The organism is Methanomassiliicoccales archaeon (assembly GCA_036504055.1).
Lineage (GTDB): Archaea > Thermoplasmatota > Thermoplasmata > Methanomassiliicoccales > UBA472 > DASXVU01.
This window is the reverse complement of sequence record DASXVU010000047.1, coordinates 110,848-136,906: the sequence shown is the minus strand read 5'-3', so window position 1 is coordinate 136,906 and position 26,059 is coordinate 110,848. Positions and strand designations below refer to the sequence as shown.

At 54.6% G+C, this 26,059-nt stretch carries 26 protein-coding genes; 17 read left to right on the top strand and 9 right to left on the bottom strand.

The genetic code is table 11. The annotated features are described in order from the left end of the window. The first annotated feature begins 12 nt into the window (after nt 1-12). The 7 genes from VGK23_12130 to VGK23_12100 all read left to right on the top strand — a co-directional run bounded on the left by VGK23_12130 (nt 13) and on the right by VGK23_12100 (nt 5,272). The gene (locus VGK23_12130) at nt 13-648 is read left to right on the top strand and encodes an isoprenylcysteine carboxylmethyltransferase family protein (protein ID HEY3421289.1); all 636 of its coding nucleotides are present in this window, start codon (nt 13-15) and stop codon (nt 646-648) included. 21 nt (nt 649-669) lie between these two features. Next, complete coding sequence (locus tag VGK23_12125) at nt 670-1,971, top strand: 3-isopropylmalate dehydratase large subunit (GenBank protein ID HEY3421288.1); 1,302 nt, start codon at nt 670-672, stop codon at nt 1,969-1,971. Continuing rightward, nucleotides 1,968-2,459, top strand: coding sequence for a 3-isopropylmalate dehydratase small subunit (locus tag VGK23_12120; protein HEY3421287.1), 492 nt, complete (start codon nt 1,968-1,970; stop codon nt 2,457-2,459). The genes VGK23_12125 and VGK23_12120 overlap by 4 nt, the downstream gene beginning before the upstream one ends. Nucleotides 2,460-2,628: 169 nt before the next feature. After that, the gene (locus tag VGK23_12115) at nt 2,629-2,802 is read left to right on the top strand and encodes a DNA-directed RNA polymerase subunit K (protein ID HEY3421286.1); all 174 of its coding nucleotides are present in this window, start codon (nt 2,629-2,631) and stop codon (nt 2,800-2,802) included. 10 nt (nt 2,803-2,812) lie between these two features. Further along, nucleotides 2,813-3,424, top strand: coding sequence for a 30S ribosomal protein S2 (rpsB, locus tag VGK23_12110; GenBank protein HEY3421285.1), 612 nt, complete (start codon nt 2,813-2,815; stop codon nt 3,422-3,424). 55 nt (nt 3,425-3,479) lie between these two features. Then, nucleotides 3,480-4,295, top strand: a complete 816-nt coding sequence (locus VGK23_12105) for an MEMO1 family protein (GenBank protein HEY3421284.1) — start codon at nt 3,480-3,482, stop codon at nt 4,293-4,295. 86 nt (nt 4,296-4,381) lie between these two features. Beyond that, nucleotides 4,382-5,272 carry a hypothetical protein gene (locus VGK23_12100; GenBank protein ID HEY3421283.1) on the top strand — a complete coding sequence of 297 codons (891 nt, stop codon included), beginning with the start codon at nt 4,382-4,384 and terminating at the stop codon, nt 5,270-5,272. A 29-nt stretch (nt 5,273-5,301) separates the two neighbouring features. On the opposite strand, the gene VGK23_12095 is transcribed toward VGK23_12100, so the two are convergent. From VGK23_12095 to VGK23_12085, 3 genes are all read right to left on the bottom strand, one after another. Further along, entirely contained in the window at nt 5,302-6,207 is a 906-nt protein-coding gene (locus VGK23_12095; GenBank protein HEY3421282.1) for a glycerol dehydrogenase, read from the bottom strand. Beyond that, nucleotides 6,204-7,541: a hypothetical protein gene (locus tag VGK23_12090; protein ID HEY3421281.1), complete on the bottom strand. Its 1,338-nt coding sequence runs from the start codon at nt 7,539-7,541 to the stop codon at nt 6,204-6,206. The genes VGK23_12095 and VGK23_12090 overlap by 4 nt, the downstream gene beginning before the upstream one ends. A gap of 182 nt (nt 7,542-7,723) precedes the next feature. Then, the gene (locus VGK23_12085) at nt 7,724-8,335 is read right to left on the bottom strand and encodes a hypothetical protein (GenBank protein HEY3421280.1); all 612 of its coding nucleotides are present in this window, start codon (nt 8,333-8,335) and stop codon (nt 7,724-7,726) included. 156 nt (nt 8,336-8,491) lie between these two features. On the opposite strand from VGK23_12085, the gene VGK23_12080 reads away from it, so the two are divergent. From VGK23_12080 to VGK23_12070, 3 genes are all read left to right on the top strand, one after another. Further along, a complete protein-coding gene (locus tag VGK23_12080; protein HEY3421279.1) occupies nt 8,492-9,007 on the top strand; it encodes a hypothetical protein in 516 nt (171 codons plus the stop codon). Nucleotides 9,008-9,091: 84 nt separating this feature from the next. Beyond that, a complete protein-coding gene (locus tag VGK23_12075; protein ID HEY3421278.1) occupies nt 9,092-10,162 on the top strand; it encodes a formate--phosphoribosylaminoimidazolecarboxamide ligase in 1,071 nt (356 codons plus the stop codon). Continuing rightward, nucleotides 10,159-10,791, top strand: a complete 633-nt coding sequence (locus tag VGK23_12070; protein HEY3421277.1) for a hypothetical protein — start codon at nt 10,159-10,161, stop codon at nt 10,789-10,791. The genes VGK23_12075 and VGK23_12070 overlap by 4 nt, the downstream gene beginning before the upstream one ends. Before the next feature lie 88 nt (nt 10,792-10,879). Here the strand turns inward: VGK23_12070 and pdxS are convergent, their stop codons facing one another. Further along, nucleotides 10,880-11,788 carry a pyridoxal 5'-phosphate synthase lyase subunit PdxS gene (gene pdxS, locus VGK23_12065; GenBank protein ID HEY3421276.1) on the bottom strand — a complete coding sequence of 303 codons (909 nt, stop codon included), beginning with the start codon at nt 11,786-11,788 and terminating at the stop codon, nt 10,880-10,882. Between the two features lie 147 nt (nt 11,789-11,935). Here pdxS and VGK23_12060 point away from each other — a divergent pair, with 147 nt between their 5' ends. Continuing rightward, complete coding sequence (locus tag VGK23_12060) at nt 11,936-13,090, top strand: pyridoxal phosphate-dependent aminotransferase (GenBank protein ID HEY3421275.1); 1,155 nt, start codon at nt 11,936-11,938, stop codon at nt 13,088-13,090. Nucleotides 13,091-13,096: 6 nt separating this feature from the next. Here the strand turns inward: VGK23_12060 and VGK23_12055 are convergent, their stop codons facing one another. Beyond that, the gene (locus tag VGK23_12055; protein HEY3421274.1) at nt 13,097-13,273 is read right to left on the bottom strand and encodes a methytransferase partner Trm112; all 177 of its coding nucleotides are present in this window, start codon (nt 13,271-13,273) and stop codon (nt 13,097-13,099) included. Nucleotides 13,274-13,366: 93 nt separating this feature from the next. Here VGK23_12055 and VGK23_12050 point away from each other — a divergent pair, with 93 nt between their 5' ends. Beyond that, the gene (locus VGK23_12050) at nt 13,367-14,338 is read left to right on the top strand and encodes a Gfo/Idh/MocA family oxidoreductase (GenBank protein ID HEY3421273.1); all 972 of its coding nucleotides are present in this window, start codon (nt 13,367-13,369) and stop codon (nt 14,336-14,338) included. A 71-nt stretch (nt 14,339-14,409) separates the two neighbouring features. After that, nucleotides 14,410-15,444 (top strand): GntG family PLP-dependent aldolase, encoded by a 1,035-nt coding sequence (locus VGK23_12045; GenBank protein HEY3421272.1) that lies wholly within the window; start codon nt 14,410-14,412, stop codon nt 15,442-15,444. Here VGK23_12045 and VGK23_12040 read toward each other — a convergent pair. After that, nucleotides 15,437-16,738, bottom strand: coding sequence for a nucleotide sugar dehydrogenase (locus tag VGK23_12040; protein ID HEY3421271.1), 1,302 nt, complete (start codon nt 16,736-16,738; stop codon nt 15,437-15,439). The two genes, VGK23_12045 and VGK23_12040, sit on opposite strands and share 8 nt — an antisense overlap. A gap of 39 nt (nt 16,739-16,777) precedes the next feature. On the opposite strand from VGK23_12040, the gene VGK23_12035 reads away from it, so the two are divergent. After that, nucleotides 16,778-17,812 (top strand): glycosyltransferase family A protein, encoded by a 1,035-nt coding sequence (locus tag VGK23_12035; GenBank protein ID HEY3421270.1) that lies wholly within the window; start codon nt 16,778-16,780, stop codon nt 17,810-17,812. Between the two features lies 1 nt (nt 17,813). Here VGK23_12035 and VGK23_12030 read toward each other — a convergent pair whose 3' ends face one another. From VGK23_12030 to VGK23_12020, 3 genes are all read right to left on the bottom strand, one after another. Continuing rightward, on the bottom strand, nt 17,814-19,331 hold the full coding sequence (locus tag VGK23_12030) for a flippase (protein HEY3421269.1): 1,518 nt from the start codon (nt 19,329-19,331) through the stop codon (nt 17,814-17,816). 291 nt (nt 19,332-19,622) lie between these two features. After that, nucleotides 19,623-20,576, bottom strand: a complete 954-nt coding sequence (locus VGK23_12025) for a glycosyltransferase (GenBank protein ID HEY3421268.1) — start codon at nt 20,574-20,576, stop codon at nt 19,623-19,625. Between the two features lie 282 nt (nt 20,577-20,858). Then, nucleotides 20,859-21,818 carry a glycosyltransferase family 2 protein gene (locus VGK23_12020; protein ID HEY3421267.1) on the bottom strand — a complete coding sequence of 320 codons (960 nt, stop codon included), beginning with the start codon at nt 21,816-21,818 and terminating at the stop codon, nt 20,859-20,861. Nucleotides 21,819-22,297: 479 nt separating this feature from the next. Here VGK23_12020 and VGK23_12015 point away from each other — a divergent pair, with 479 nt between their 5' ends. From VGK23_12015 to serA, 3 genes are all read left to right on the top strand, one after another. After that, nucleotides 22,298-23,152 carry a hypothetical protein gene (locus VGK23_12015; GenBank protein HEY3421266.1) on the top strand — a complete coding sequence of 285 codons (855 nt, stop codon included), beginning with the start codon at nt 22,298-22,300 and terminating at the stop codon, nt 23,150-23,152. Between the two features lie 195 nt (nt 23,153-23,347). Beyond that, on the top strand, nt 23,348-24,412 hold the full coding sequence (locus VGK23_12010; protein ID HEY3421265.1) for an aminotransferase class V-fold PLP-dependent enzyme: 1,065 nt from the start codon (nt 23,348-23,350) through the stop codon (nt 24,410-24,412). After that, complete coding sequence (serA, locus tag VGK23_12005; GenBank protein ID HEY3421264.1) at nt 24,412-26,022, top strand: phosphoglycerate dehydrogenase; 1,611 nt, start codon at nt 24,412-24,414, stop codon at nt 26,020-26,022. Before VGK23_12010 ends, serA begins: the two co-directional genes overlap by 1 nt. Nucleotides 26,023-26,059 lie beyond the last annotated feature (37 nt).

The following is a 26,059-nucleotide window of genomic DNA, read 5'->3' as shown; positions in this document are numbered from 1 at the left end:
CATGGAGCTCCCGTGGACGGGCTCGGGGAGGAGATCAGGACCGACAAGGACATCGACAGGGTTTTGGCATTGGCCTTTGCCAGTCTCGTGGCGGTATCCCTTTACAGCGCCCTGATCTCTGACGGATTTCTATTGAAGATCGAAGTGGCCTCGTCGATCCCGCTGAACGCCCTGCCGGCGGTGTTTTTCTGGACCCGGGAGCCAGCACGTGAATCTACCCGCAGGGGTGAGATCATCATTCCGGCCATGTCCGCTGTGTTGCCCTTCCTGGCGATGAACAACGCCACTGTCCTGGGGACTCCATACACGTTCTCCTTCGGGTTCGCCATAGCGCTCTTGGGGGCTGCGCTCAGTATCTACTCTTTCCTGCACCTTCGGCGGTCGTTCGCGATCATGCCGGCGGTAAGGACCGTGGTCACGTCCGGTCCGTACGGGATCATCAGGCACCCGCTTTACCTGGGCGAGCTGATTTACGCAACCGGTATGGTGATGTTGGCGTTCAATCTCCTGAGCGTGCTGCTTCTCGCGCTTTCAGTCGTGGTCCTAGGGTTGCGCATCAATATCGAAGAGCGGAAATTGATGCGTTATCCAGAGTATGAGAGATATGCCGGGAAGGTCCGGTTCCGGATGATCCCGCCGCTCTTCTGAACGGCCGACAGGCACTAAGTAATGACCGATACCGATATATCCAGTATCGGCATTCGAAGGGACATGGCGGCAATGACCTTCGCGGAGAAGGTGCTTACCCGGGCCAGCGGAAGAACGGTCGTTCCTGGCGACATCGTCAACGCCAAGATCGATCTGGCAATGTCCCATGAGAACGCCGCTCTGGTCCTGAGGTCTTTCCATGAGATCGGGGCGGAACACGTGTGGGACCGGGATAGGATCGTCCTGCTGTTCGACCATCGCATCCCCGCCAACACCACCAAGGCCGCTGAAGGCCACAAGACGGTCCGGGAATTCGTGAAAAAGGAGAAGATACCTAATTTCTACGATCTCCGCGAGGGGGTCTGCCATCAGGTGCTTCCGGAAAAGGGGCATGTCAGGCCTGGCATGCTCATCGTCGGTTCTGATTCGCATACCACCACCTACGGCGCCTTCGGTGCCTTCTCCACCGGCATAGGCGCCACCGAGATGGCCTCCGTCTGGGCGACCGGGGAGCTGTGGCTCAAGGTCCCGCAGACGATGCGGCTCAAGCTGAACGGGGTGCTCCATAAGGCGGTGGAGCCCAAGGACGTCATCCTGTTCCTGATCGGCCAGCTGACCGCCGATGGTGCCGACTACATGTCGGTGGAATTCACCGGACCGATCGTCGACGAGATGTCCATATCCGGCCGTATGGTCCTTGCGAACATGAGCATGGAGATGGGGGCCAAGAACGGCGTCTGTTTCCCGGACAAGAAGACCATGGATTATCTGGAAAGGCGGGTCAAGCAGGCCATGTATCCGGTGGTCTCCGACCAGGAGGCGCAGGTGGCAAAGGAGCTCGAGTTCAACCTCACCGACCTGGAGCCGCAGGTGGCCTGCCCTCATCAGGTGGACAATGTGAAGCCGGTATCCGAAGTGGCTGGACTGGTCATAGATCAGGCCGTCATAGGCTCGTGCACCAACGGAAGGCTGGAGGACCTGATGGCGGCGGAAGCGGTGCTGCGCGGAAAGAAGGTGTGCGATTCGGTCAGGCTCATCATCGTCCCTGCGTCCCGCGAGGTCTATCTGGACGCGGCCGACAAGGGCATACTTTCATCACTGGTCCGTTCTGGAGCGATCATCACCAACCCCGGGTGCGGTCCTTGCCTGGGAGCGCATCAGGGCATATTGGCACCGGGCGAGAGGTGCATCTCCACCACCAACCGCAACTTCCGGGGCAGGATGGGCTCTCCAGAGTCAGAGGTCTATCTGGCCTCACCGGCGACGGTGGCGGCGTCCGCGTTGGCCGGCAGGATCGCCGATCCAAGGGAGGTGCGGAGATGAGGGGCAGGGTGTGGAGGTACGGTGATCATGTCAACACCGACCTGATCATACCGGGAAGGTATCTGGACGACTATGACCCGAAGAACCTGGCCAAGCATGCCATGGAGGACATTGACCCCGGATTCGCCGGTAAGGTCGCCTTCGGCGACATCATTGTGGCCGGCCGCAACTTCGGATGCGGTTCCAGCCGGGAGCAGGCCCCGGTGGCGCTCAAGGGGGCCGGAGTTGGCGCGGTCGTCGCCGGGAGCTTCGCCAGGATATTCTACCGCAATGCCATCAACATTGGGTTGCCGGTGATCGAATGTCCAGAGGCGCACGACCTCTTCAAGACCGGCGACGTGGCGCTGATCAACGCCGACAAGGGCATCATCGTGAACGAGACGACCGGGAAGAGCGTCCGTTTCGAACCGATGCCGGAGTTCTTGAGGGACATTCTAAAGAAGGGCGGATTGGTCCAATACACACAGGAAAAAATGCGCAGGCGATAGGGAACGTTCTTGTACATGTTCCGCTTTTGATGCATTCGTTAAGGGACGCCCGGCGTCCGGTAGGAAAAGGCGAAAAAACACGCTGGCCTACTGGCTAATGATGCTTACAACGATAAATAAATTTATAAGCATCTCGCTAATATGGGGGTACTCCCTGCATGGTGATTTCATGAAATATACCAGATTCGAGAAGGCGCGCATTATCGGTGCAAGAGCACTGCAGGTCTCGCTGGGTGCGCCAGTCCTTCTGGAAATCCCTGAAAAAATGATCGATCCCATCCAGATCGCGATGTTGGAGTTCGAGAAGGGAGTTATCCCTATTACAGTCAAACGAGACACATGAGGTTGTTGAAATGAGCGACGAAGCGAAAACGGATCTTCTCGTACCAGAGGACGTATACCTTACTTCCGGCGTGCACATCGGAACTCAGCAGAAGAGCGCCGACATGAAGGAGTTCATATTCAAGGTCAGATCGGACGGCCTGTATGTTCTCGACGTCAAGCAGACGGACAACAGGATCAGGGCCGTAGCATCCTTCCTGGCCAGATACAAGCCCGACCGCATCCTGGTGGTCTCGGCCCGTCAGTATGGCCAGAAGCCGGTCCGGATGTTCTCCAAGACCATCGGGGCCATGTCCTTCGCGGACAGGCTTATCCCCGGATCACTCACAAACCCGAGGCTCGAGAAGTTCATCGAGCCCGAGGTCATCGTCGTCACCGACCCTGCCGCCGACCAGCAGGCAGTCGCCGAGGCGCTCAACATCGGAATCCCGATCGTTGCCCTGTGCGATGCGAACAACGAGACCAGGAACGTGGACCTGGTCATCCCGACGAACAACAAGGGACGCCGTGCATTGGCCTGCGTCTACTGGCTGCTCACCAGGGAAGTTCTCAAGTCCCGCGGCCAGCTGACCAGGGACGAGGACTACAAGCTGACCATCGACGACTTCGAAGCTTCGCTATAAGCTCGTTGTCGGTGCGCAAATCTCAATAAACCCCTTCCTTCTATTCATTTTCTGTATGGTAAGATATCCCGCCGTCGCTGGACAGTTCTATGCCGGGAAGGAAGCGTCATTGCGCCGCGAGGTCGAGGCTTGCTTCAATTCTCCGATAGGTCCAGGTCATCTGCCTAAATTGGAGTCCGGGCCGAGGAAGATCGTCGGGGCGGTCGTGCCGCATGCTGGTCTGGTCTATTCAGGTCCGGTCGCAGCCCATGTCTATGACGCGATGGCCAGGGATGGGTTTCCCGATACTTTTGTGATCATAGGGCCCAACCACAACGGGATCGGGGCCGGCGTGGCCACCACCGGCGAGGACTTCGAGACCCCTCTGGGTGTTGTGAGCATAGACCATGAGATCACATCCAAGTTGAAGGGTGTCATTTGCGACGATCCGATCCCGCACCGTTTCGAACATTCGATCGAGGTCCAGCTCCCATTCCTGCAGTACATTAAGCCGGACATCAAGATCGTCCCCATATCGATGGGCTTTCAGGACTATGAGACCGCCGTGGAAACGGCAAAGGCAATAAGGGAAGCCATCGCCGGCAAGGACGTCACCGTCATTGCCTCCTCCGACTTCTCACATTATATCCCGCCAGAAAAGGCCCGGCAACTGGACACGAAAGTGATCGAGAAGATATTGGCCTTGGATGCCAAGGGAATGTACGGTGCGGTCACATCCAACGACGTGACCATGTGCGGTTACGGTCCAGTAATGACCATGTTGCTCACCTGCGATGGCAGGGAGGCCAAGCTCCTCAGGTACGCAAATTCCGGTGACGTCCATCCAATGGACACGGTCGTCGGTTATGCCGGCGTGATAGTCACCAGGTAGGGCGGAATTATCAACCGTCGTAAATCGGAGGGCATGGGAAATATATCGGGTAACGACCTAGACCCGGTTCCGGGAAGGAGAGGTTCATGGAAGCGGGAAGAGCCTGCAGATTCTGCGGCAAAGGGGTCCAGTTAGATGCCATATGGTGCGCATACTGTGGGAGGAGCGTCTCTGGTCCGACCGAAACCGCCGCATCCCAACCGAGGACTGTCGAGATCGCATCGAACGTCCGTTCCCCCCAGGTCTCTAACCCCAAGCGGTGGCTAGCCACTTCCCTGGAGCTGAGGAGGAGCACGGACAAGATGATCGAGCATCGATGGCTCTTCATGCCATTGGTCGGGACCTCGATCGTCATGGCCGGACTGCTGGTCATGTTCTTTGGCCTGATGGGCAAGAGCATGGCCCTGGAGATAGGGGTTGTTGTCTACCTGTTCGGGGTCGTGGTGACCGGTGGGATATTGGCCCAGCTGAACTTCCGTATGCTGGAAAGGCAGGACGGTCACGCACGCAGGGAACGCGTTCTGCGCGACGGAGTACTGGCTTACATGAAGGATCAGGCCGTCCTCAAGAACTCGGTCCAGGCGATCCAGCCCCAGCTGAGCGTTATCGAGAACCTCAACGCCGAGTCAAGGGCCACCGAGAGGGACATGCCCACGCTGAAATGGACCTTGTTCTCCTATGTACCGTTCCTGCAGCTGTACGTGACACAGCGATTGACCCGGTTCACCGTCGAACACGACCGGCGCTGGACGGTATTCATTCAGCAAGTACAGTCGGGCGGGTCCGGGATCGGATTCAAGCCCACCTTGCCATCATGGAAGGCGACCGCACCTAAACCCGCAGCGGTATACCTCGTGATCTCCTTAGTCTTCCTTCCTTTCATCACCTACTGGTACACAGACCTGATCAAGGACCTCGAGGAGCATTTCAGGCTGCAGTGGCAGTTCGAGGACCAGCTAAGGGCCCATATGAAGTGAGAAAGAAGATCGGAAAATGTTTTCCGGGCTCAGATGACCTTCATCTTGCCCAGCACCGGTTCGTAGACCAGGCCCTTGTCCAGGAGTGAGTTCGAGATCTCGTCCAGTTCCTCCCGTTCGATGCCCGACTTCTTTGCCTCGGCCACGATCTCATCCCAAGGCGCGCCCTTGCCGCCCTTGTCCAGCTGCTCCACCAGGGCCAGGACGACCTTCTCCTTGTCCTCCTGGGTCTGCTGGGCTTCCGGGTCGGTGACCACCTCGTCGTCGATCTCCTCCGGTGCATCGCTGTTCATATCCGGCAGGTCCACGCCGGTGTGTTGCTCCGGCATCAGGAACTTGAGCGCGTCGACCGCCATGTTGCGGTAGTTCGCCAGGTCTACCTCGCCGTAGGCCTCGATGCTCTTGACCACGCCTTCTGCCAGCGCCTGTCCATAGCCAAGTTTGACCAGCTCGTCGACGGACGGTGTGGACATTTTTTTCGCTTCCTCCATGGCCGAGATGCGGCGAAGGGTCGCCTTGCAGGTCTCCATCACCCAGTAGTCCCTAAGTGCAATGTCCACCACGGTGACCTTCTCCGGACGTATCGAAACATACATCGTCCCCTCCTCCGGCGAATATGTCCGGATCTTGCCGACGACGGCCACGAACTTAGGGGGTTGGATCTTCGACAGCGCCATGGTCGCCTCGGGCTGGTACTGTCCCGAGGACAGGTAGAACGTGCCCGTCGGGTCCGATATCCTGGCCCGCCAAAACGGTTCGTTGGAGCCGATGTTCTCGATGTCGGTCAGAACGCCCACCACGAACACCCGGTTCATCATGGCGCCCAACGGAGAGACGACGTACGACGGCATCTTCTCGCCCTCTCCCTTTATCTCCACGCGTGAAGAGCTGAACTCTCCGGCGAACACCCTCCAGGCAACTTCCCTGTTCTTCACTGGAATCCCTCCATTTCCACCAGGAGATGAGTGGCCTCTTCCTTCACATCGATGGGGGCGATCTTGGCGTCGTTCACGATCATCATAAGACCGAACTCGTCGCTCATCACGTTGCCCCGTACCAGGAGCGGTTTGGCGAACAGCTTCTCGTCCATGTGTTCCTTGACGACCTCCATGTTCATCGCCTCACGCGCCTCGCGCATGCTGGCTTCAAGGGTGGTGTCCATCAGGGCCTCGGTGATCCCGCGCCCCATGACCGCCGTGATCGCCGATGTTCCGTCGTCGATCACCGCCTTGATCCTCAGGTCGGGGATCCCTTCCACCTTTCCATGGATGCGGCATGCTCCCTTCTGGACCACCCGCTTGCACTGGGGGCAGCGGAATATCAGCCCGCTCCCTTCCTTGATGTCGACGATAGTGCCTTCGACCAGCACGTCGGTCGCTCCGCCCACATGTTCGATGTCCTCGAGCGTGCGCTTCTTGGGGCGGGACGCCTCCACGTCCGGGAACAGGTCCTCTCTTAGCCTCATGACGCCAGAACGCTCACCGAAATTCAACTTTGGCACGCCCCTCCAGCCTTTCACGTACGCCCTGCTGATGGTCACCACCTCGTTGGGTTTCAGCCCGAAATCATGCCAAGCGGAATACTCGACCTTGCCCGTTTCATCCGCGAGCATGCCGGAGAAGACCACTTTCTTGGCTCCGCTGGCCTCGACCTCCTTGCTAACCACGGAAAGTATCTTCCCGGTCACTGTGACATTGTTCATGCCGTCCTGCAGCCCTGCCACCTTGACCGTCTCTCCACCTGCCGATGCTGCAGTCTGGATTATGCCAGCGTCGACGACCACCTCGTCCTGTCGGCGCATCTCGGCCGAGGCACGGTTGCCCAGGTTAACCTGCACCTTGCCGCCGAACTCTTTGGTGTAGGCATTGTGCAGCATGAAGACCTCTCCCACCTTGAGCGAGACCCGTTCCATGTCCCACAGCGTGTATGGTACTGCTCCCGACTCATCGGCCAGCATACCATAGACGATCTGTTTCTTGCCATTGTCCGTCTCTACCTCCTTGGGGTTGGCGGACATGACCTTGACCAGGAGGTCGACACTGCCTTCCGAGGGGCCGAGTTCGGCCACCTTCTTGCGCACGCCGCCTCTGGACAGGGCGTTCGGGTCTCCGCCGAAGTTCTTGACGATACTGCGTTTAGCAGTCTCCATCGAGACTCGGTAGACCTTGAGATAGGTCTCCATCTCTTCCGCGATCTTTGACTCTTCCACTTTGTTTCCAAGCACCCGGGCTACTTCTTTGACGTGGGGTGCGATATCTTCGTTTTCCATCGAATGACCTCCGTTACGGACAGTACCGAACTATTCCGGTGTCCCGACATCGCGGTTTCCCTTAATTGCATTATTCATCGGTGCATTGAAAGTGTCGAGGTAAAAAATCGGGAAAAATGATGTCCAGTAAATAAAACCGAAAATAAGGGATGATAAAAAGTGGTTTGCTTAAAGGGCGGAGTTCACTCGGTGAACGTCTCGCCCTTTTCGTAGGCGTTCTTGAGATGGTTGATGAGGGTCTCGCGGTTGTTCCGGAGATGGGACTCGAACCACGCCGTCACGACGTCTGCCAATCCCCCATGCATCTTGTCCATGTCGAAATCGGCCAGGGGAGCGTCATAGATCACGAACTGACCGAAGATCCTCTTCCAACCGTTGTACTTGTAGTAATGCTCGCCCTCACAGTAGACGAAGACCATGCGGACGTGCGGGGTGGAGTCAACATTGTAGTACCAGACCTTGATGGAGTCTCCCATCCGGCCTTGGTTCTGGGTCATGTCGACGATCTGCATCGCCCCGACCGCCTCGAGATCGAACGCTGGATTGAACTTCCAGACATCCGGGAACTTGTCCTGTTCGAACTTAGCGAACTCACTGTATGAAGGCTCCATGTTCAGCTGGACGTTTATCTTGCCGAACCGGTTGACGATGTTCCAGAAATCCTGGATTAGCGCCTTGTTGATGTTTGTCTTCTGGTAGGTAATCTCCTCGCGGTCCTTGGAGATGGCCTCTGTCTTCCTCTGTAGTTCGGCATCTAGTTGTGCGAACCATTCGTCCTTATCAGCAGGCGCCATAAGTGAATCCCTGAGACCGATAATTACCCTACCATGATAAAAAGATATCTCCCTCCGTTGGAAATCTGGATAGCATCGGGAGCACCGCTGGGAGGATTAATATTCTGTGGTTCTAACACAAACCTTTTTTAACGCATATCCGTGTCATGCCCGTCAATGGGAATCGTCGAAGACTTTAGCTCAATCCTTTCTGGACTGGCCGGCGATCCCGTTCTATATTCGATTATCTTCTTCCTCTATGCGGTCGCCGCGGCGATCATCCTGCCGATACCGGTAGAGATCGGTCTGATCCTAAGCCCACACACTCCATGGTATGTTCTGGCCATAGTCCTTGGCACCGGCAAGGCGGTGGGGTCGCTGCTGGTGTTCAAGATTGGCATGGAGATAGAGGGCCCCGTTCGCCGTTGGTCCAAGCGCATAAAGTGGTTCGGCAAGTTCATCGACCTGTGCGAGCGGTTCGTGGCCCGCTTCGGCTATTACGCTCTATACCTGTTGCTGAGCATCCCGTTCATGAGCGACACCGCCGTCCTTTATATCTTCTCCATCGTTAACAAGGACGGGGAGGCGATGAAGCTCAAATGGTTCGCCGTGGTGAACTTCCTGGCCGGGGTAACGAGGGCGGTCTTCCTGGTCACATTGCTGTACATTTTCAACATCAACCTGTTCAATTAGCCGCCGAAAGTTCGGCTGGTCTGATGTACAGTCTGAGCCGTAGGTAATGGAAATGTTTATATGAATAAGACAAATTCTAAGTTAATGGTTCCCAAGAACAAGATTCACAAGATTCTCAGCGAGTACGACAAGGACAAGATCACCATTGCTACCTTGTGCTCACACTCCTCTCTCCAAATTTTCAACGGGGCGAAAAAGGAGGGATTCAAGACCCTTGGCCTGGCCATCCGGGACAATAACCGATTCTACGACGCCTTCCCGCTCGCCAAGCCAGACGAGATCCTCAAGCTCAACAGCTACAGCGAGCTGGTGGACAATTACGATGAGTTCCTGGCCAGGAACGTCATCGTGGTCCCGCACGGTTCGTTCGTCGAGTATATGAGCGCAAACAAGTTCGAGGAGATGCCCATCCCCACGTTCGGTAACCGGAAGGTGCTTGCCTGGGAATCGGACCGGACCAAGATGAGGGAATGGCTGGAGTCAGCCGGAATTTCCATGCCCCGGGTCATCGAGGACCCCAAGATGATCGACCGGCCGGTGTTGGTGAAGTACAACGGTGCCAAGGGAGGTCGCGGTTTCTTCATCGCCAAGGATTACCCCGACTTCAAGCTGGGCATCGACATGGAGCAGCCCTACACCATCCAGGAGTACGTCCTGGGCACCAGGTATTACCTGCACTTCTTCTACTCCCCGATCAAGACCGACGGATACCGCGTTTCGGAAGGCTCGGTCGAGCTGATGTCGATGGACCGCCGTGACGAATCCAACGTGGATGAAATGTACAAGCTGGGCGCCGCCGAGGAGCTGAAGCGGCTCGGTTACTATCCGACGTTCGTGGTCACGGGCAACGTGTCGGTGGTGCTGCGCGAGTCCCTGCTGCCGAAAGTGTTCGAGATGGGCGAAAGGGTCATCCAGCGCTCCTACGAGCTGTTCGGCGGCATGATCGGTCCGTTCTGTCTGGAATCGATCGTCACGGACAAGCTGGAGTTCAAGGTGTTCGAGATATCATCCCGAATAGTGGCTGGCTCGAACCCGTTCGTATCCGGATCGCCCTACTCGGACCTGGTCGAGCCGGAGATGAGCACCGGCAGGCGCATCAGCCGTGAGATAAAGGTGGCCAGGGACACCGGGACTCTCGAAAAAGTGATCTCATGAGGGTAACGATCGTATTGGTCGATTCAGAGCTGGAGCGGATACCCGAGGGCGTCCGGGTCGAGCCGCGCTGCGACATCAACACGAAGGTACTGGAGTCGTATCTACACAGGGACGTGCTGGCCAAGATGCCTGAGGGCAGCCGGAGAGGGCGCCCGGATATGGTCCATGGTTTCCTCAACCTGTGCCAGAGCTCCATCGCCAACAGACGGGGCCATCTGCGCGTTTTCGTCCACACCAGGAACGACGAGATCCTGACCATCGGACGCAAGGCGCATGTGCCGCAGAACTACCTCGAGTGCCTGGCCTTCATCGATGAGCTTCTTGAGAAAGGTAAGATCGGTTCCGGAGAGGAGGAGATATCCATTTCGAAGGGGACCTACCTGGAGCTCATGGACCGGATCAATGTCGATGTCACAGTGGTCATGTCCCCCGAGGGTCGGCTCACGCCGCTGAGGGATCTGCTTACGGCGACCGGAGCGGAAGAGGTCGCGGTGGTGATCGGCGGTTTTCCCGAGGGTACCTTCAAGAGCCCGGTATTCGACCTGGCCGATTACGAGATCTCCCTCGGTCCGGAACTGCTCACCATAACCGCCGTGGGAAGCGAGGTTCTGGCCAGCATTCCACGCTGATCGTTTCCTAAAGAGGGGACCTGTAGATCCCTGGATTCACTGATCGATACGAGCTCTAGAATTAATAAGAAGTTTTTAAAGCGGGGCCTTACCAGCCCCGCTCCTGCATTCTATCTTCCGGCTTGATGGTGGAGATCTCGATGCCTTTCATCGCCTCCCCCAGTCCCTTCGACACCTCTGCGATGACCTTTGGGTCGTCGAAGTTGGTGACCGCATCCACGATCGCCTTCGCCCTTTCCGTCGGGTTGTTCGACTTGAATATGCCCGATCCGACGAAGACACCGTCGGTCCCGAGCTGCATCATCAATGCAGCGTCGGCCGGAGTAGCGATACCGCCAGCGGCGAAGTTGATGACCGGCAGCCTCTGTATCGCGGCGACCTCTTTCACCAGGTAGATCGGCGCCTCTATCTTGCGGGCGACGGCCACCATTTCGGTCTCGTCCTTTCCCCTCAGCTCCCGTATCTGGCCCATTACCATGCGCTGGTGACGGACGGCCTCGATGACGTTACCGGTGCCGGGCTCGCCCTTGGTGCGGATCATAGCCGCGCCCTCATCGATGCGCCTCAAGGCCTCGCCCAGGTCCCTGGCCCCGCAAACGAATGGTACAGTGAACTTCTTCTTGTCGACATGGTAGAACGGGTCAGCAGGCGTGAGCACTTCCGATTCGTCGATCATGTCGACGTTGAGCGTCTCGAGCACCTGTGCCTCAACGAAATGTCCGATACGGCACTTGGCCATGACCGGGATGGTGACCGCTTCCATGATCTCCTCTATCTTGACCGGGTCTGCCATGCGGGCCACTCCTCCTTGAGCACGGATATCCGCAGGAACGCGCTCGAGCGCCATAACGGCCACTGCGCCAGCTTCCTCGGCGATCCCCGCCTGCTCGGCGTTCGTCACGTCCATGACGACCCCGCCCTGTTGCATCTTCGCGAATCCTCTCTTGACCAGCTCCGTGCCGAACCGGAGCTTGCTGAGGTCCAAATCGAATACCATTTTATCTCACTAAGGCGGCTTAGTATTGGGACCTTATATATGCCTTATTGTCCCTTTTATTCACAATCGTTACATTTGTTCTGGGTCACAAAATGTTTCCGAATTGCTCGAGAAAAGGATATAGCCCTCATGCGCATTTGACGGTCAATGGTAGCCAAAAGGATGAGCAACGTCCCTGAGTCCGGAACGGTCAAGATGGGCAATCTGGTCAGCAGGTTGAAGGCGGAGGGGGCGGACATCATCTCATTCAACATGGGCGAACCCGATTTTCATACGCCATCTAACATCACCGAGGCATGCGTGAGAGGGCTGGAAGAACACTTCACCCATTATACTCCTTCTGCCGGCATCCCTGAGCTTCGTAAGGCGGTGGCCGAACGGTTGAACAGGATCAACCACATCCCTTGTAAGGACAGGCATGTATTGATCACTCCGACCAAGCAGGCCATATTCATGACCATGCTGGCAATGGTGGAGGAGGGGGACGAGGTCATCGTACCCGACCCTGAGTGGGGAACGTTCGATGCCTGCGCCAGACTGGCCGGTGCGACGGTAAAATACGCTACGTTAGACCCGGACGAACAATACCGGATGACCCCGGAGAGGGTGATGGCCATGGTCTCGCCGAGGACCAAGCTCATCGTCATCAATTCCCCGTCCAATCCATGCGGTGCCGTTCTGGAGGAATCCGACGTCAAAGGCATCGCGGACATAGCCAAGGACCACAACATCTCCGTCCTGACGGACGAGATCTATGAAAGGCTCGTCTTCGAGGGGAGTAACCATTCGATAGCCTCTCTCCCGGGCATGTTCGAACGGACCATCACCATCGGCGGCATGTCCAAGACCTATGCGATGACCGGCTGGCGCCTGGGATGGGCCATCGCTCCAGATCCGATCTTCAAAGAGCTGAACAAGCTCCAGACCCAATCCATAACCTGCGTGACGTCGTTCGTTCAATACGCCGGCGTCGAGGCCCTGAACGGACCGCAGGATTCGGTCGAGGAGATGATCCATGAGTTCAAGGCCCGCCGGGACCTGATCTACGAGCTCATGTCGGATATCCCATCTCTGCACTGCGATAAGCCCAGAGGTGCTTTCTACCTCTTCCCATCATTCGACCAGAACATGAGCTCCGAGGAAATGGCCACCTATCTGCTGGAGAAAGCACACGTGGCGGTCACTCCAGGAATAGCGTTCGGACCGGCCGGTGAGGGAAAGATAAGGATCTCCTACGCCGCCAGCAGGGATGAGATCACAGAGGGTATGAACCGGATAAGGAAGGCGCTGGCAAAGCTCTGAAAATGACTAATCCTTGACCAGCATGTTCGGGATCGATCTCTCGATAGGGTAGGTCCTCCCGCATTTGGGGCACTTCAACTTGCCTTGCACGATCTCCTTTCCTTCCTCTTTCTCGACGGTCAGTTCGAGCGGGTGCGCCTTGCAGGCGGGGCAGGCCAATATGTCCAGCAGGTCTCGCTTCATGAGAATCCGATATCTCATGTCGAATTGAGTATATTTTACTCGTCACTGGAATCGGACATGTTTAATAAATCGGACGCTTTTGCACCAGCCATGATGAAGGTCGGGGTCATCGGCGTGGGGGCCATGGGCCAGAACCACGCCCGGGTCTATTCGGAGATCGCTGAGCTGGTCGGTGTAACGGACGCGATCTCGGAGCAGGCCACCAAGGTGGCGGCCCGGCTTGGAACGAGATCATATTCGAGCGTTGACGCCCTCCTTGAGGATGTCGACGCGGTCAGCATCTGCACTCCCACCTCTTATCATTTTGACACCGCCATGAAGGCGATCCACAAAGGAAAGCACCTGCTGGTGGAAAAACCGTTCACCGGTGATTCGGTGAAGGCCGCTGAGATATGCAAGGTCGCAGAAGAGAAGAATGTCACCATCGCCTCCGGTTTCATCGAACGCTGCAACCCGATAGTGGCGGTGGCAAAGGAGACCCTGGAAGCGGGCAAGATCGGGAAGATCATCTCGCTGGCTTCCCGTCGGGTCTCGTCCTTCCCGGCCAGGATCAGGGACGTGGGAGTGGTCATGGACCTCGGGATCCATGATGTCGATGTCATGAGGCACATAACTTCCTCGGACGTCAGGTCCGTCTATGCCGTCGGCGGGAAGTTCGCCAATCCTCTGTTCGAGGACTATGCCAACCTGCTCATGGAGTTCGAGAACGGTGCGGTTGGATTTCTGGAGGTCAACTGGCTTACCCCGATGAAGGTCCGTAAGGTATCATTCACCTGTTCCGGGGGATTTGTGCAGATGGACTATACCGATCAGAGCCTTGAGGTCTCAACGTCCAAGGTCGGCAACATGGACCAGAGCGACATGTTCCGTATCCCTCTGGAATATGATGTGAGGAAGATCAGTGTCAAGAAGGAAGAGCCATTGAAGACCGAATTGACACGCTTCCTGGAAGCGGCCCTATCCGGCGGGATACCGGCCGCAGGCGGTGTCGACGCCGTACAGAACCTGAAGGTATGCGAAGCGGCCCTGGAGTCGCTGAAGACTCACGGAAAAGTGATGGTCTGAACTATTGTTAACTCCATTATCGCTTATTCCGCTAGATATAAATCGGCCATCGTGATGGTCAGCCGAGCGCTATGAAGACCATAGACCTGCGGAGCGATACGGTCACCCTGCCTACGAAGGAAATGATAGATTCAATATCCATCGATGGACTGGGAGACGACGTCGAACGCGAGGACTCGATCGTAAACGAGCTTCAGGACATTGCTGCCAAGATGTTCGGGGCGGAGGACGCTCTGCTGGTGCCGTCCGGCACCGGAGGCAATCTGATCGCCATGCTGGCGCATTGCCAGCGGGGTGATGAGATCATCCTTGAGCAGGATGCTCACATGTATTATTACGAGGTAGGCGGAATGTCCGCCCTCGTGGGCGCGATCCCCCGGCTTGTGAAGGGTCACCATGGGGTTTTCACCGGGGACCAGGTACGTGAGGCGGTCCGCTCTCCAGATCCGCTCCATTATCCGCCCTCCAAGCTGGTGGAGATCGAGAACACCCATAACCGGGCTGGCGGTTGCGTCTGGACACCGCGTCAGATGGAGGATGTGGCCAGAGCAGCCCATGAGCTGGGAATGAAAGTACACGTCGACGGTGCTCGCATATTCAACGCCGCGATCGCGCTGGATATAGACCCCAAAGAGTTCATGAGGCATGCGGACAGCCTCGACTTCTGTCTATCAAAGGGATTGGCATCCCCGGTGGGCTCCATCATGCTGGGCAGCAAGGAGTATATCGAAAGCTGCCGCCGCTTCCGAAAGATGGTGGGCGGGGGGATGAGGCAGGCCGGCATAATCGCAGCGCCGGGCATAGTCGCGCTGACCAAGATGGTGTCCCGATTGAAGGAGGACCACGTCAACGCGAAAAGACTGGCTCTGGCCTTGATCGGGTTTGACGGCATCGACATAGACATGGAATCGGTGCAGACCAACATTGTGATCGCGGACGTATCCGGCACCGGAATGAATGCCGAGGAGTTCGTGGAGAAATGCAGGAAGAACGGCATCCTGATATTCTCATTCGGTCCCCAGAGCGTCCGGTTCGTGACCCACTACGGGATCGAATCCAACGACATCAATGAAACGGTCTTGCGGTTGGAAGCGATGCTCAGATAGGACCCTTTCCAACCCCGGCGTAGACGAGGCCGTTGCGCTGCGCATCGTTCTGGTTGAAAATGTTTCGGCCGTCTACGATGGCTGGAGTGCGCATCAGCCTTTTCACTTTTTGCAGATCGAGCGTACGATAGGCGGTGTGGTCGGTCACGAACACAGCGCAGTCCGCTCCCCCCAGCGCCGCCTCCAGGTCCCTGGTCATTTCTACCTTGTACGGGTTCTTGACGAACGGGTCATGCACGATGAGCTCGAACTCACCCACCAGGTCATCGATGATCTTGATCGCCGGAGATTCCCTCACATCATCGGAGTCACGCAGGAATGCCAGCCCCATGATCGCCACCCTCGGCCTGGCCGCGGTGACCTTCGCCTTGGTCATCACTCCTTTGGCCAGCTCGGCGACGTGGTGCGGCATCGATTCGTTGACCTCCCTGGCATAAGGGATGACCCTTGCAGTGTTGTCAGGAGCTCCGCTCAGCAGCAGCCAGGAGTCCTTTGGAAGGCAGTGGCCGCCCACCCCGGAACCGGGGATGTGCATATCCCGGGAAGGGCATGTGTTGACCAATCGGCGTACCTCGAAGGCATCCGCACCAAGCTTCTCGCAGAGCAGAGCAACTTCGTTCGCGAACGCGATCTGAACGTCACGGTAGGCATTCTCTGAGGTCTTGGAGATCTCTGCCGATAGAAGGTCTGAAGGGTGTATCTCCGCTTGGACGATGCGGGAATAGAAGTAAGCCCCTCTCTTGATCGATTCCGAATCAAACCCGCCCAGGACCCGCTCCACCTTTCTCATGTTGTTTAGCAGCTTTCCCGGCATGACCCTTTCGGGGCAGTGGCACAGGAGGAAATCCCTGCCGACGCGCAGGCCGGATTCCTTCTCCAGGATGGGGATCACGACGTTCTTCATCGTTCCAGGGGGCAATGTCGATTCAATGGAGATGAGCGATCCCTTCTTCATCGAACGGCCAACGGTGGTGACGGCTGACCTTAGTATTTCCAGCCTTGGTTTCTTGTCCTTGTCGATGGGTGTATCCACGCAGACGAACACCGCATCGCACCCTGCCAGGTCCTCGGGCTTCGACGATGCTTTGAGACTGCCGGCAAGGATGACCTTCTTAAGGAGTTCTGGCAATCCCGGTTCCTCTCCCACTATGGGGCATTTTCCGGAGTTGACCAGGTCAACGCGATCCTTGTCAACGTCGATCCCGGTCGTCCTGAAACCGCTCTCCGCCAGAACACAAGCCAGCGGTAGACCGACATACCCGATTCCGACCACCGCGACCTTTTCGTTAACCATCGGGGGACGAAACATAACTGTTGACTTAAGGATTCCGACATGAACATAAGAATGACCAAACCAGTCCCTGGTGTTACATTCACCACAACGTTGATAATCGAACACATGAATCCTCACCACCTGGAAGGGCATGTTTTGACATCGATAGGGGTCTATGTTCTATCATACAACCGGCCACAGTACCTCCGGGAGGCGATCGATTCCGTGTTGGCACAACAAAGGCCAGCGGACAGGATCGTCGTCCTGGACAATGGGAGCGATCCGGGTGTGAAAGAATCGATATCGGCTGAACTGGACAAAGGTGTCATCTGGGTGGGGGCGGACCATAATCATTCGTCCATATGGAACCATGCCCGGGTGTTTGAGCTTGCCCAAGAGGACCTCTTCTACCTGATGCACGACGACGACCGGCTTCTACCCAATTTCCTTTCCACCCAGGTGGATTATATGGAGAGAAACCCTGAGGTCATCGCCTCCGGCTGCAACGGTTTTCGCATCGGTCCTGAAGGGAACAGGGATGGCAGGTATGTCCGAGAAAAGGGCGGGAAATCGGTCGAAAGATATCCGGACTCCGCTTCGATGGCCGAGCTCTATTCCCGTTCTTACATACCTTTTCCCTCGATCGTTTATCGGAACGGGTTCCCTCAGAAAATTGGATTGGAAGAACGATACGGTCAGTTGGCGGACGCGGTCTTCTTGGTTCTATTGGCCGGTCAAGGTCCGGTAGTATTCCTGGATGAGGAGCTGATGGAGTACCGGATGCATGCCAGTCAGGACTCGAAGGAGCTTAATGAGGATCAGTATCGGATGAAGGAAGCGTTCTTGATCGATTGCACGAAAGACCACCCACAATACTCCGGAAAGGTGGTTAAAAGGGTCAGGTCGAACCAGACGAGAAGGTGGATGGAAAGAATCCTGTCAGCCGCCATAGTGCACCGTTCTCTCAAGGCGGCCAAGTTACAATTGATCAGCTCCAAACCATCCAGAATAGATATCCTGACCCTGGTCAGCATCGTATTGTTCCCGGAGCGTTATCTAAGAAAGGTCCTTGACCGCCGTGACCGATGCTATTGAATCAATTTCCACGGAGCTCGGTGATTATGTATCTCCACATCTTCTTGAGGTTAATGACCTCTAGGATGTAATCCAGATCTTTCTTTGAGAATTCCTTGAATATTGCCAGAAATCCAAAAAAGAATCCGAAGCTCAACAGGCTGTACACTATGAGCTCAAGAATATGATTTACCGGCAAGACGGCATAGCTGAGCGACCATAAGAGCAGTCCAGATAGAATGGCCGCACTGATGTGTATCAATATTCTGGGATTGGAACGGGTATGGGTAAGTCTCCTTACTGTAGCTCTAGTGAAGGCCACTACCGTTATCGTTGTCACCAGGCCAGCATAGGCAGCCCCCATGTATGATAGGCCGAATAGACCGACGCCTAAGATACTACTGGGCACCAATATGGCAAGCAGCACTGAATTGAGCACAAGGCTGATTATGGTTATCCTCAGGTACATATCGTTCCTATTGATGGCGCTCAGCTGGCTTGTGTATGCCTGGGTCATCAGTCCCAACGTGGTCGATATTACGACAATTTGCAGAGGGCCCCCGGCTAAGGTGAAGTTACTTCCGAGCAATATCGAAGCAACTGCAAATGGGAAGACAATCACCACAGTGGCCAGCGGCATGACTATCATGGAGATGTATCGCTCCGCTTCCGCAGTCTTTTCCCTTATCAAGTCCAAACGACCTTCAGAGAAATGCTTCGAAAAGAGAGGGAATGTGACTATTCCAACTCCCGCACCCACACTGGTCAGAATGGTCATTAGGGAGAGGCCCGAGTTGTAAAGTGCCAGGTCCACCTTTGTTCCGAAGAATCCTAGTATGATCTTGTCGACATTGCCCCACACCACTGACAGAATCGAGGCTATCGCAAGTGGTGCTGCAAAGATGATGTATTGGCGAAAGAGAGTAGGCCTCTTCCATTTTATTCCAGAGCGAAGAAGCAAGAAGACCGAACCAACAAATACCGCGGCTGCCCCGATCAGAAACGCAATGGCAAGAGAATAGACGCTCATGCGATTCAGCGCAACGAATAAGACGATAGGAACACGAATTATCGGGTCCATCAACTGGATAATTTGGGATTTTGCCGTCTCCATTCTTGCATCAAATGTATATATGGCAATCCCAGCGAGGTCATAGAGGACATAATAACCAATGAAGATCAAAAGGAGCTGAACGGAGGTATCCGAGAGACCTCTCCCAAGAAATGTGGTATAAATGAGAACTATAACCAGGGTCAATAATGCCATCAACCCAGTCATGACAACTTTGATCACCGCAAAAGTGCTGAAACAATCATCAACATCCTTACCTTCCGAAATGCGTTTGGTGTTCGCGGCATTGAACCCCAGGTCCGACACGCAGTTGAATGTGGCAACGATCGCAAAACTAAAAGTGATGCTTCCATAAACGTCGGTACCGAGGTATCTCGTTATGAAAAGGAGAGCGATGAAGGACAACACTTGGGATGTAAGCCTTACCATCAGGATCAGCAAAGATTTCCTTGCAAGCACTCTAATCACCAAGGTTCCCTTTCAATGATAATGATGTGCCGATGAGATTTCTGGCCATTGTCGTCCGAGCATCTGATAGTTCTTGCAGGCATTTCTGAATGATGTAAATGAATATCCATCCCGGACGTTCATCATCGGTTCATCGTCAGCCCAGAAGCTATCGTTTATTTATTAATACTTGAGGTCCTCGGGAGAACAAGAAACGCGCTTGAGCATGACAATTTGAGCAGATCAAGCCGATATGTTGGTTTTCTGACCCATTCGCCCCGAAATGCGCGTCCTTAATCAGAAGGTCAAGGATCACCGGAAGATCTTCCGGTACAATGTTTGACCCATACGGATGGAGTTCAACGGCAGGATCAACAGCGGCATGTCAACGAGCCAGAATCGGGGAATCTTAGAAAATCTTCCAGTGAATTCTCTCAGCAAAGTCCCATCAACTTTCAGACCAACCATTCTTGCACGAGGAATGTTCATGTAATAGGGATCCTCGATCGCGTGCAGGGCCGAATCACTAACACTCTTGTGGTATCCCAGCGCCGTCATTCCTTTGAAGATGTCGACGTACTTGAATCCATAATAGATGAATTCTCCTCTGTCTCCCCAGGTGGAGGCGCCGATCTTTTTGAAGAGAAAATCCTTCATTATATACCCCGTCCCGCCACTGGATGGGGCCATCGATTCCATTGAGTATGCCAGATGAATCCATTTGCTTTCATGATATCTTTCCATATGTAATGAAGACCATCTGCTCTTGGAAACAATATTGCTGGAGATGAGACTATTCTTGAAATTGACCAGACGGAAGTAGGAATCACCGTCGCAGACCGTATTTCCTGTCAGAGAATCGCTCACCTTGTAAACCGAATCGTAGTTGACAAAGATCAAATGGATCGATTCTCGATATTCCATTATGACGTTCAAGACCTTGTCAATTGAGCCGTCAAGCAGCAAATCGTTGTCCGATAGGAGCCATACAAATGCCCCTCGAGCCCGGGTCACAACCAGATCTACATTTGCATCAAACCCAACGTTCTGTTCATTTCGATAGTAGGAAATCAATTCCGGATGCTCGAGTTGGTATTCCTTCGAAATGTCTTGAGTGGAATCAGTCGAAGAATTGTCTGAGATCAGGATCTCGATACGGTCAGAGACCTTTTGCGAAAGGACGCTGTCTAGCACCTGCGCTAGGTGGTTTGATCCATTGAACGTTGGAATACCGATTGTGAGATAAATATCATCATCTTGCTTCATTTGAGTGTGTCAGCCAATCGAAGCGATTATCTGTTCTTTCTCTTATCAATGTTCAATTCAGGATACTACAATGGCTCTTGATTTATTTCTTTTCATATAATGTCTTCTCCGGTATTATGTCCGATGGATGCTCTCGATTGACATACTTCCGATGATGATCCAAAAAGGAATGACCATTTCTATAGGCATTTTCACCGTAATCGATCAGGGGAGAGGAAGTATCTCGAGCAGAAAAATCTGGATGCTCGATAAATGATTAATATTTACTATTAATATTTATATTTATTTATTCTGTATTTTATGCACGACCTCAAACCCGATTCGATATATGATATTGGGGGTCAGCAACATAGGAACATCCACCAACCAGAAATTTGGAAACGATCCAAAGAATTCTTTCATCGGACCGATCCGGCCCATACAATTTTTCATTCCCTTGTTTTTTGCCCATGGGATATCGCGCCGGTATCCTTTCTGAAAATCATTGGCCATTTGTTTGATCTTCGTTCTGAAGCCCAAAGTTTTGTCATACCCCAAATCATCGATCTCCTTCAACAGCCTAAGGAGCTTCAAATTCAGATCTATGAAGGCGCCTGGTTCCCCCCATCTTTGGATGCCGTCTTGCTTAACAAATTCCTCGACTATGATGTAGCCCTTTCTATCGTGTCGAGGGGCAAGTGCCTGCAAAGCGTACGCAAGATGTATCCAAGCACAGTGATTGTATTGCATCATGTTCAATTCTGACCAAAGTCTTCTGTTGACCACATTGCTGGAAATAAGCCCGTTCTTGAAATTTACGTCATGAAGGAATTGGGCCCAATCCAAGCATATCGTATCCTTTTGGACCTTAAGCGGAAGGGGGTTGGTGTAGTTCACAAAAACATAGCACAGATCTGGATGTTGACCGATCACCTCGAGAACCTTGTCTATTCCACCCTTCCTTATGAAATCGTCATCGCTCATAAGCCAAACGAACTGTCCTTTTGACAATCTCACCACTTGGTCCACATTCGCGTCGAACCCGATGTTTTCCGAGTTCCTGACGTAAACTATGTTTGGATGTTTTAATTTAAAATCATTAATTATATTTTGAGTGTCATCGGTAGAAGCATTGTCAGAAATTATCAGTTCCACATTCTTGTCAGCGATTTCCTCGGCAGCGGTTTCTAAGACCTGCTTGAGCAGGAATTGCCCGTTATAAGTGACAATTCCAATCGATAATGTCGGATCATTTAGCATCATACACCCCAATCTACAATCCATCTAATCTGAGCCGTAATGGATGTCCCATCCCAATAATATGATAATATTCCCATGCTTAACCAATGTGACAATATATTTCCTTTTCACTCACTCTATGGGATCGGACAAACAATCACGAGGAATGAAATGGAATCACAGACATGGGCATAGAACCCAAAACCGCTGGATCCATCGGGAATGATTCGGGAGTTCGCTTTGATCCCTCAAAATAGAGTCCTTCCCAACATCTGATTTGGATTAGGATAATAACGGTTGAATTCCGATACGAGATCCTGTAAAGAATTTTCATCTAGAATGCAATGGGGATTCTTGTGTGGAATGCCAATCTATCAACGGTTGTCCTGATAGGGCATGTGGTTTAAGGGGTCGTTGTGTTGAAGATACTTCATGTTGAAAACCTGGCAGGCGTTCCCGCAATCCTGGCAAAATGTCAAACCAGTTCAGGACAAGTGTCTAAGGTGCTAGAGACACACAGGAACCCGTACAACTTCCCGCACGATATGGAGCTGTACTATGGCGGGGCGGGGATATTCCATGATATCGCCACCATGAGGAAAGTGTCAAGGGTCTGCAGGGATTTCGATCTGGTCCATGTACATGGTGGTCTGAACAGAAAGCGTTTCGACGTTCTGGCTATGAGATTTGTCCATAGAAAACCGATCGTCGTTCATTATCACGGAAGCGAGACGCGAATGGGCTACGGTATGGCATACCGTTCCATCGCGAGGGCGAAGATCGTTTCCAGGCCAGACCTCCTAAGGTGGCATGCGGATGCTTCATTCATCCCGAATCCGATCGAGATGGTTCCAGAGTGCCTTTTCGACACGGGAACGATACCGAAGGTGGTCCATGTGTCCAACAATCCTCTGCTAAAGGGCACTGAGATCATCAAGGAGGCAATGGATGAGTTGATCATGGAGGGGCTGAACTTCAAGTTCGAATTGGTGGAGAACCAACCGCACGAAGAGGTCCTGAAGAGAATTGCCAGTGCACAGATTCTCATCGACCAGGTACTGCCAACGAGCGAAGATCTTCCCAGCATCATCGGAATGGTCTCGCTGGAGGCAATGGTAAGGGGCAGGGCGGTAGTGTCGACCTTCGACCGAGAATTCCGTTCCTATTATCCGGAGTGTCCAGTGCGGGCGATCGAATACGGTAAAGCATCGCTCAAAGAGGAGGTAAGCCGATTGGTCAGCGACATGAACTTGACCATGAAGCTCGGCGCACTGGGGCGTAAATATGTGGCTGACCATCATTCCCCGAAGGTCATCTGCGATAAGGTCCAGAGCGTCTATGATAAAGTGCTGGATTGATATCCATATATGCGGTCAGCCCCTAAAACGTTAATATTGCACGGTTATTATGGTTGAACCGTTCAAAGTCTCGATAGTGATGGAAGAACCCATCGACTCAAGCGGAACCGGTCGCCGTGACAGCCCCGGAGGCGTTGGGCAGATATCCTGATTATCGTCGCCTTGGACTCTCTACACATCAGGGGTTGATTCACTTTGACACGAAGGTTGTTCACGGTCGGACCGGTCGAGGTCTTCGAGGATACTTTGAAAGCGATGGATAGACCGATGATCGTCCACCGCGGCAAGGACTATTCGAACCTGCAAAAAGGCATAGTGGAGAAGTTACACAAGGCACTGGACACAGACATGCAGATACTTTTGGCGCCGGCTTCGGCGACCGGGTTCCTGGAATCCTGTGTACGCTGTGGCGTCAATAAGAAGATGTGCGGCATATCCAACGGCTCCTTCGGCGACAGATGGCAGGGCATTGGTACGGCGAACGGGAAGATGGTCGACAAGATCGAAGTGGAATGGGGCAAGGGCATCAAGCCGGAGCACATCAAGGGCAAATTGATGAAGGACATCGAGGCGGTCACATTCATCTCCAACGAATCGTCGACCGGCGTTTACAACCAGCCGACAGCGGTATGCGACGCCATCAGGGCCGAGAGCGATGCCCTCATATTCGTCGACGGCGTCACTTCGGTAGGTGCGGTCGATCTTAAGCTCAAGCAGATGGCCCCCGACGCGCTGGTGTTCGGGTCCCAGAAGGCCCTGGCTCTACCACCGGGCCTGGCAATCATCGCCTGCAGCGAACGCCTGCTCAAGAAGGCCGAGAAGGTGGAGAACCGTGGCTACTACTTCGACCTGCTCGAATACAAGAAGTACGCGGACAAGGACCTGCCGCTCACCACTCCCCCGGTCTCGTTGATGTTTGGGCTCGATCACCAATTGGACAAGTGGCTGAGGGAAGGCTCATCCCAACGATACCAGCGGCATCAAGAACTTGCCGACATCACCCGAAGCTGGGCCATGAAGCGCTTCGGTCTGTATGCCGAGCAAGGTTACCGGTCCAACACCATTTCGGTGATCGATAGCGGCCGCTTCGATTTCGCTACCTTTGACAAGAAGCTCAAGGAGAAGGGCTTCGAGATATCGCCTGGCTATGGAAAGGTGAAGGATTCGTCATTCCGCATCGGCCACATGGGCGACCTCACCGTCAAGGACATGAACGACCTGGTGCATGTAATGGACGAGGTCATGGAGGGAATGCAATGATGAAACTGCTTGTAACCGACGAACTTTCGAAGGAAGGCATCGACATGTTGACCAAGGACGGCGGGGTCCAGGTCGATGTAAAACCGAAGATACCCCAGGAGGATCTGATCAAGATCATCGGCGAATACGACGCGCTCATCGTGCGCAGTGGCACCAAGGTGACCGCTCAGGTCATCGAGGCGGGCAAGAAGCTGCGCGTTGTCGGAAGGGCCGGTGTGGGCGTCGACAATGTGGACGTGGAAGCAGCCACCCGGCGTGGCATACTGGTCATGAACACCCCGTCAGCGAACATCATCTCCGCCTGCGAGCACACCATGGCGATGATGCTCTCCCTGGCACGCAACATCCCCTGGGCTGACAAGTCGGTCAAGGAAGGCAAATGGGAGAAGAGCAAGTTCATGGGCGTCGAGCTGAGCGGCAAGACGCTCGGGATCATCGGCATCGGCCGCATCGGCGGCGAGGTGGCCAAGCGTGCCAAGGCCTTCGGCATGAAGCTGATCGGCTTCGACCCGTACATATCTCCTGAAGCGGCGGTAAAGCTCGGTGTCCGCCTTATGCCGTTGGACAAGGTCTGCGAGGAGGCCGACTTCATCACCGTACACGCCGCCCTGACACCGACCACCCACAACCTGGTCAGCACGGCCCAGTTCAACATGATGAAGCCGACCGTTATGATCGTCAACTGCGCCCGCGGCGGGATCATCGACGAGGCCGCCTGGGTCGAGGCGTTGAAGACCAAGCGCATAGCCGGTTCGGCGATAGACGTGTTCGAGCAGGAGCCGCTGCCGAAGGATTCACCGTTCCTAGGATTGTCGAACGCCGTGCTGACGCCTCACCTGGGTGCGTCCACGAAGGAAGCCCAGGAGAAGGTCTCCATCGAGATGGCCGAACACGTGAAGATGTTCCTGGTGGACAACAGGATCACCAACGCGGTCAACGCCCCCATGAGCAAGATCGACCCGAAGGTGGCGCCATACATCGGCATCGCCGAGAGGCTCGGATCGTTTGCCATGCAGCTGGTCGACGGACCGGTCAAGAAGATCGAGGTGGAGGTCCACGGAGAGATCGCCAACATGGACACCAGGATGGTCACGGTATCGGCATTGGTCGGAGTGCTCTCGACGGTCAAGGGAGAGAACACCAACATCATCAATGCCGGTTCCATCGCCCGCGAGATGGGCATCCAGGTGGTCGAGTCCAAGGTGGACGAGATGACCCACTATGTGAACATGCTCATCGTCAGGGTATCCTCGGACGGCGTCAAGCGTGAGGTGCGCGGCACAGCGTTCCCGGCCAGCGAGCCGAGGCTTATCGGCATCGACGAGTTCGACGTGGACGTCCCGCTCGAGGGCGATTTCGTCATGACCAAGCACAACGACATGCCTGGAATGATCGGAAAGGTCGGCATGATGCTTGGCAACCGCCACATCAACATCGCCAACATGAACGTGGGGCGCGAGACCAAAGGCGGCCGCGCGATCATGATCATGTCGGTCGACGGTGCGGTCGGAAAAGAGGTCCTGGACGAGCTGAGGGCGGAGAAGAACTTCCAAGAGGCGCGGTCCATAACCCTCAGTCACATGAGGGCTCGCGAATACATGAGCCTCTGAAACCAATTCCGCCCCTCGCAGGGCGCCATCATTTTCT

Excerpts from the sequence above, each read along its gene's own strand:
- VGK23_12125 (HEY3421288.1), top strand. The coding sequence starts at position 670 with ATGACCGATACCGATATATCCAGTATCGGCATTCGAAGGGACATGGCG.
- VGK23_12120 (HEY3421287.1), top strand. The coding sequence starts at position 1,968 with ATGAGGGGCAGGGTGTGGAGGTACGGTGATCATGTCAACACCGACCTG.
- VGK23_12115 (HEY3421286.1), top strand. The coding sequence starts at position 2,629 with ATGAAATATACCAGATTCGAGAAGGCGCGCATTATCGGTGCAAGAGCA.
- rpsB (HEY3421285.1), top strand. The coding sequence starts at position 2,813 with ATGAGCGACGAAGCGAAAACGGATCTTCTCGTACCAGAGGACGTATAC.
- VGK23_12105 (HEY3421284.1), top strand. The coding sequence starts at position 3,480 with ATGGTAAGATATCCCGCCGTCGCTGGACAGTTCTATGCCGGGAAGGAA.
- VGK23_12100 (HEY3421283.1), top strand. The coding sequence starts at position 4,382 with ATGGAAGCGGGAAGAGCCTGCAGATTCTGCGGCAAAGGGGTCCAGTTA.
- VGK23_12090 (HEY3421281.1), bottom strand. The coding sequence starts at position 7,541 with ATGGAAAACGAAGATATCGCACCCCACGTCAAAGAAGTAGCCCGGGTG.
- VGK23_12085 (HEY3421280.1), bottom strand. The coding sequence starts at position 8,335 with ATGGCGCCTGCTGATAAGGACGAATGGTTCGCACAACTAGATGCCGAA.
- VGK23_12080 (HEY3421279.1), top strand. The coding sequence starts at position 8,492 with ATGGGAATCGTCGAAGACTTTAGCTCAATCCTTTCTGGACTGGCCGGC.
- VGK23_12075 (HEY3421278.1), top strand. The coding sequence starts at position 9,092 with ATGGTTCCCAAGAACAAGATTCACAAGATTCTCAGCGAGTACGACAAG.
- VGK23_12070 (HEY3421277.1), top strand. The coding sequence starts at position 10,159 with ATGAGGGTAACGATCGTATTGGTCGATTCAGAGCTGGAGCGGATACCC.
- pdxS (HEY3421276.1), bottom strand. The coding sequence starts at position 11,788 with ATGGTATTCGATTTGGACCTCAGCAAGCTCCGGTTCGGCACGGAGCTG.
- VGK23_12060 (HEY3421275.1), top strand. The coding sequence starts at position 11,936 with ATGGTAGCCAAAAGGATGAGCAACGTCCCTGAGTCCGGAACGGTCAAG.
- VGK23_12055 (HEY3421274.1), bottom strand. The coding sequence starts at position 13,273 with ATGAAGCGAGACCTGCTGGACATATTGGCCTGCCCCGCCTGCAAGGCG.
- VGK23_12050 (HEY3421273.1), top strand. The coding sequence starts at position 13,367 with ATGAAGGTCGGGGTCATCGGCGTGGGGGCCATGGGCCAGAACCACGCC.
- VGK23_12045 (HEY3421272.1), top strand. The coding sequence starts at position 14,410 with ATGAAGACCATAGACCTGCGGAGCGATACGGTCACCCTGCCTACGAAG.
- VGK23_12040 (HEY3421271.1), bottom strand. The coding sequence starts at position 16,738 with ATGGTTAACGAAAAGGTCGCGGTGGTCGGAATCGGGTATGTCGGTCTA.
- VGK23_12035 (HEY3421270.1), top strand. The coding sequence starts at position 16,778 with ATGAACATAAGAATGACCAAACCAGTCCCTGGTGTTACATTCACCACA.
- VGK23_12025 (HEY3421268.1), bottom strand. The coding sequence starts at position 20,576 with ATGAAGCAAGATGATGATATTTATCTCACAATCGGTATTCCAACGTTC.
- VGK23_12020 (HEY3421267.1), bottom strand. The coding sequence starts at position 21,818 with ATGATGCTAAATGATCCGACATTATCGATTGGAATTGTCACTTATAAC.
- serA (HEY3421264.1), top strand. The coding sequence starts at position 24,412 with ATGAAACTGCTTGTAACCGACGAACTTTCGAAGGAAGGCATCGACATG.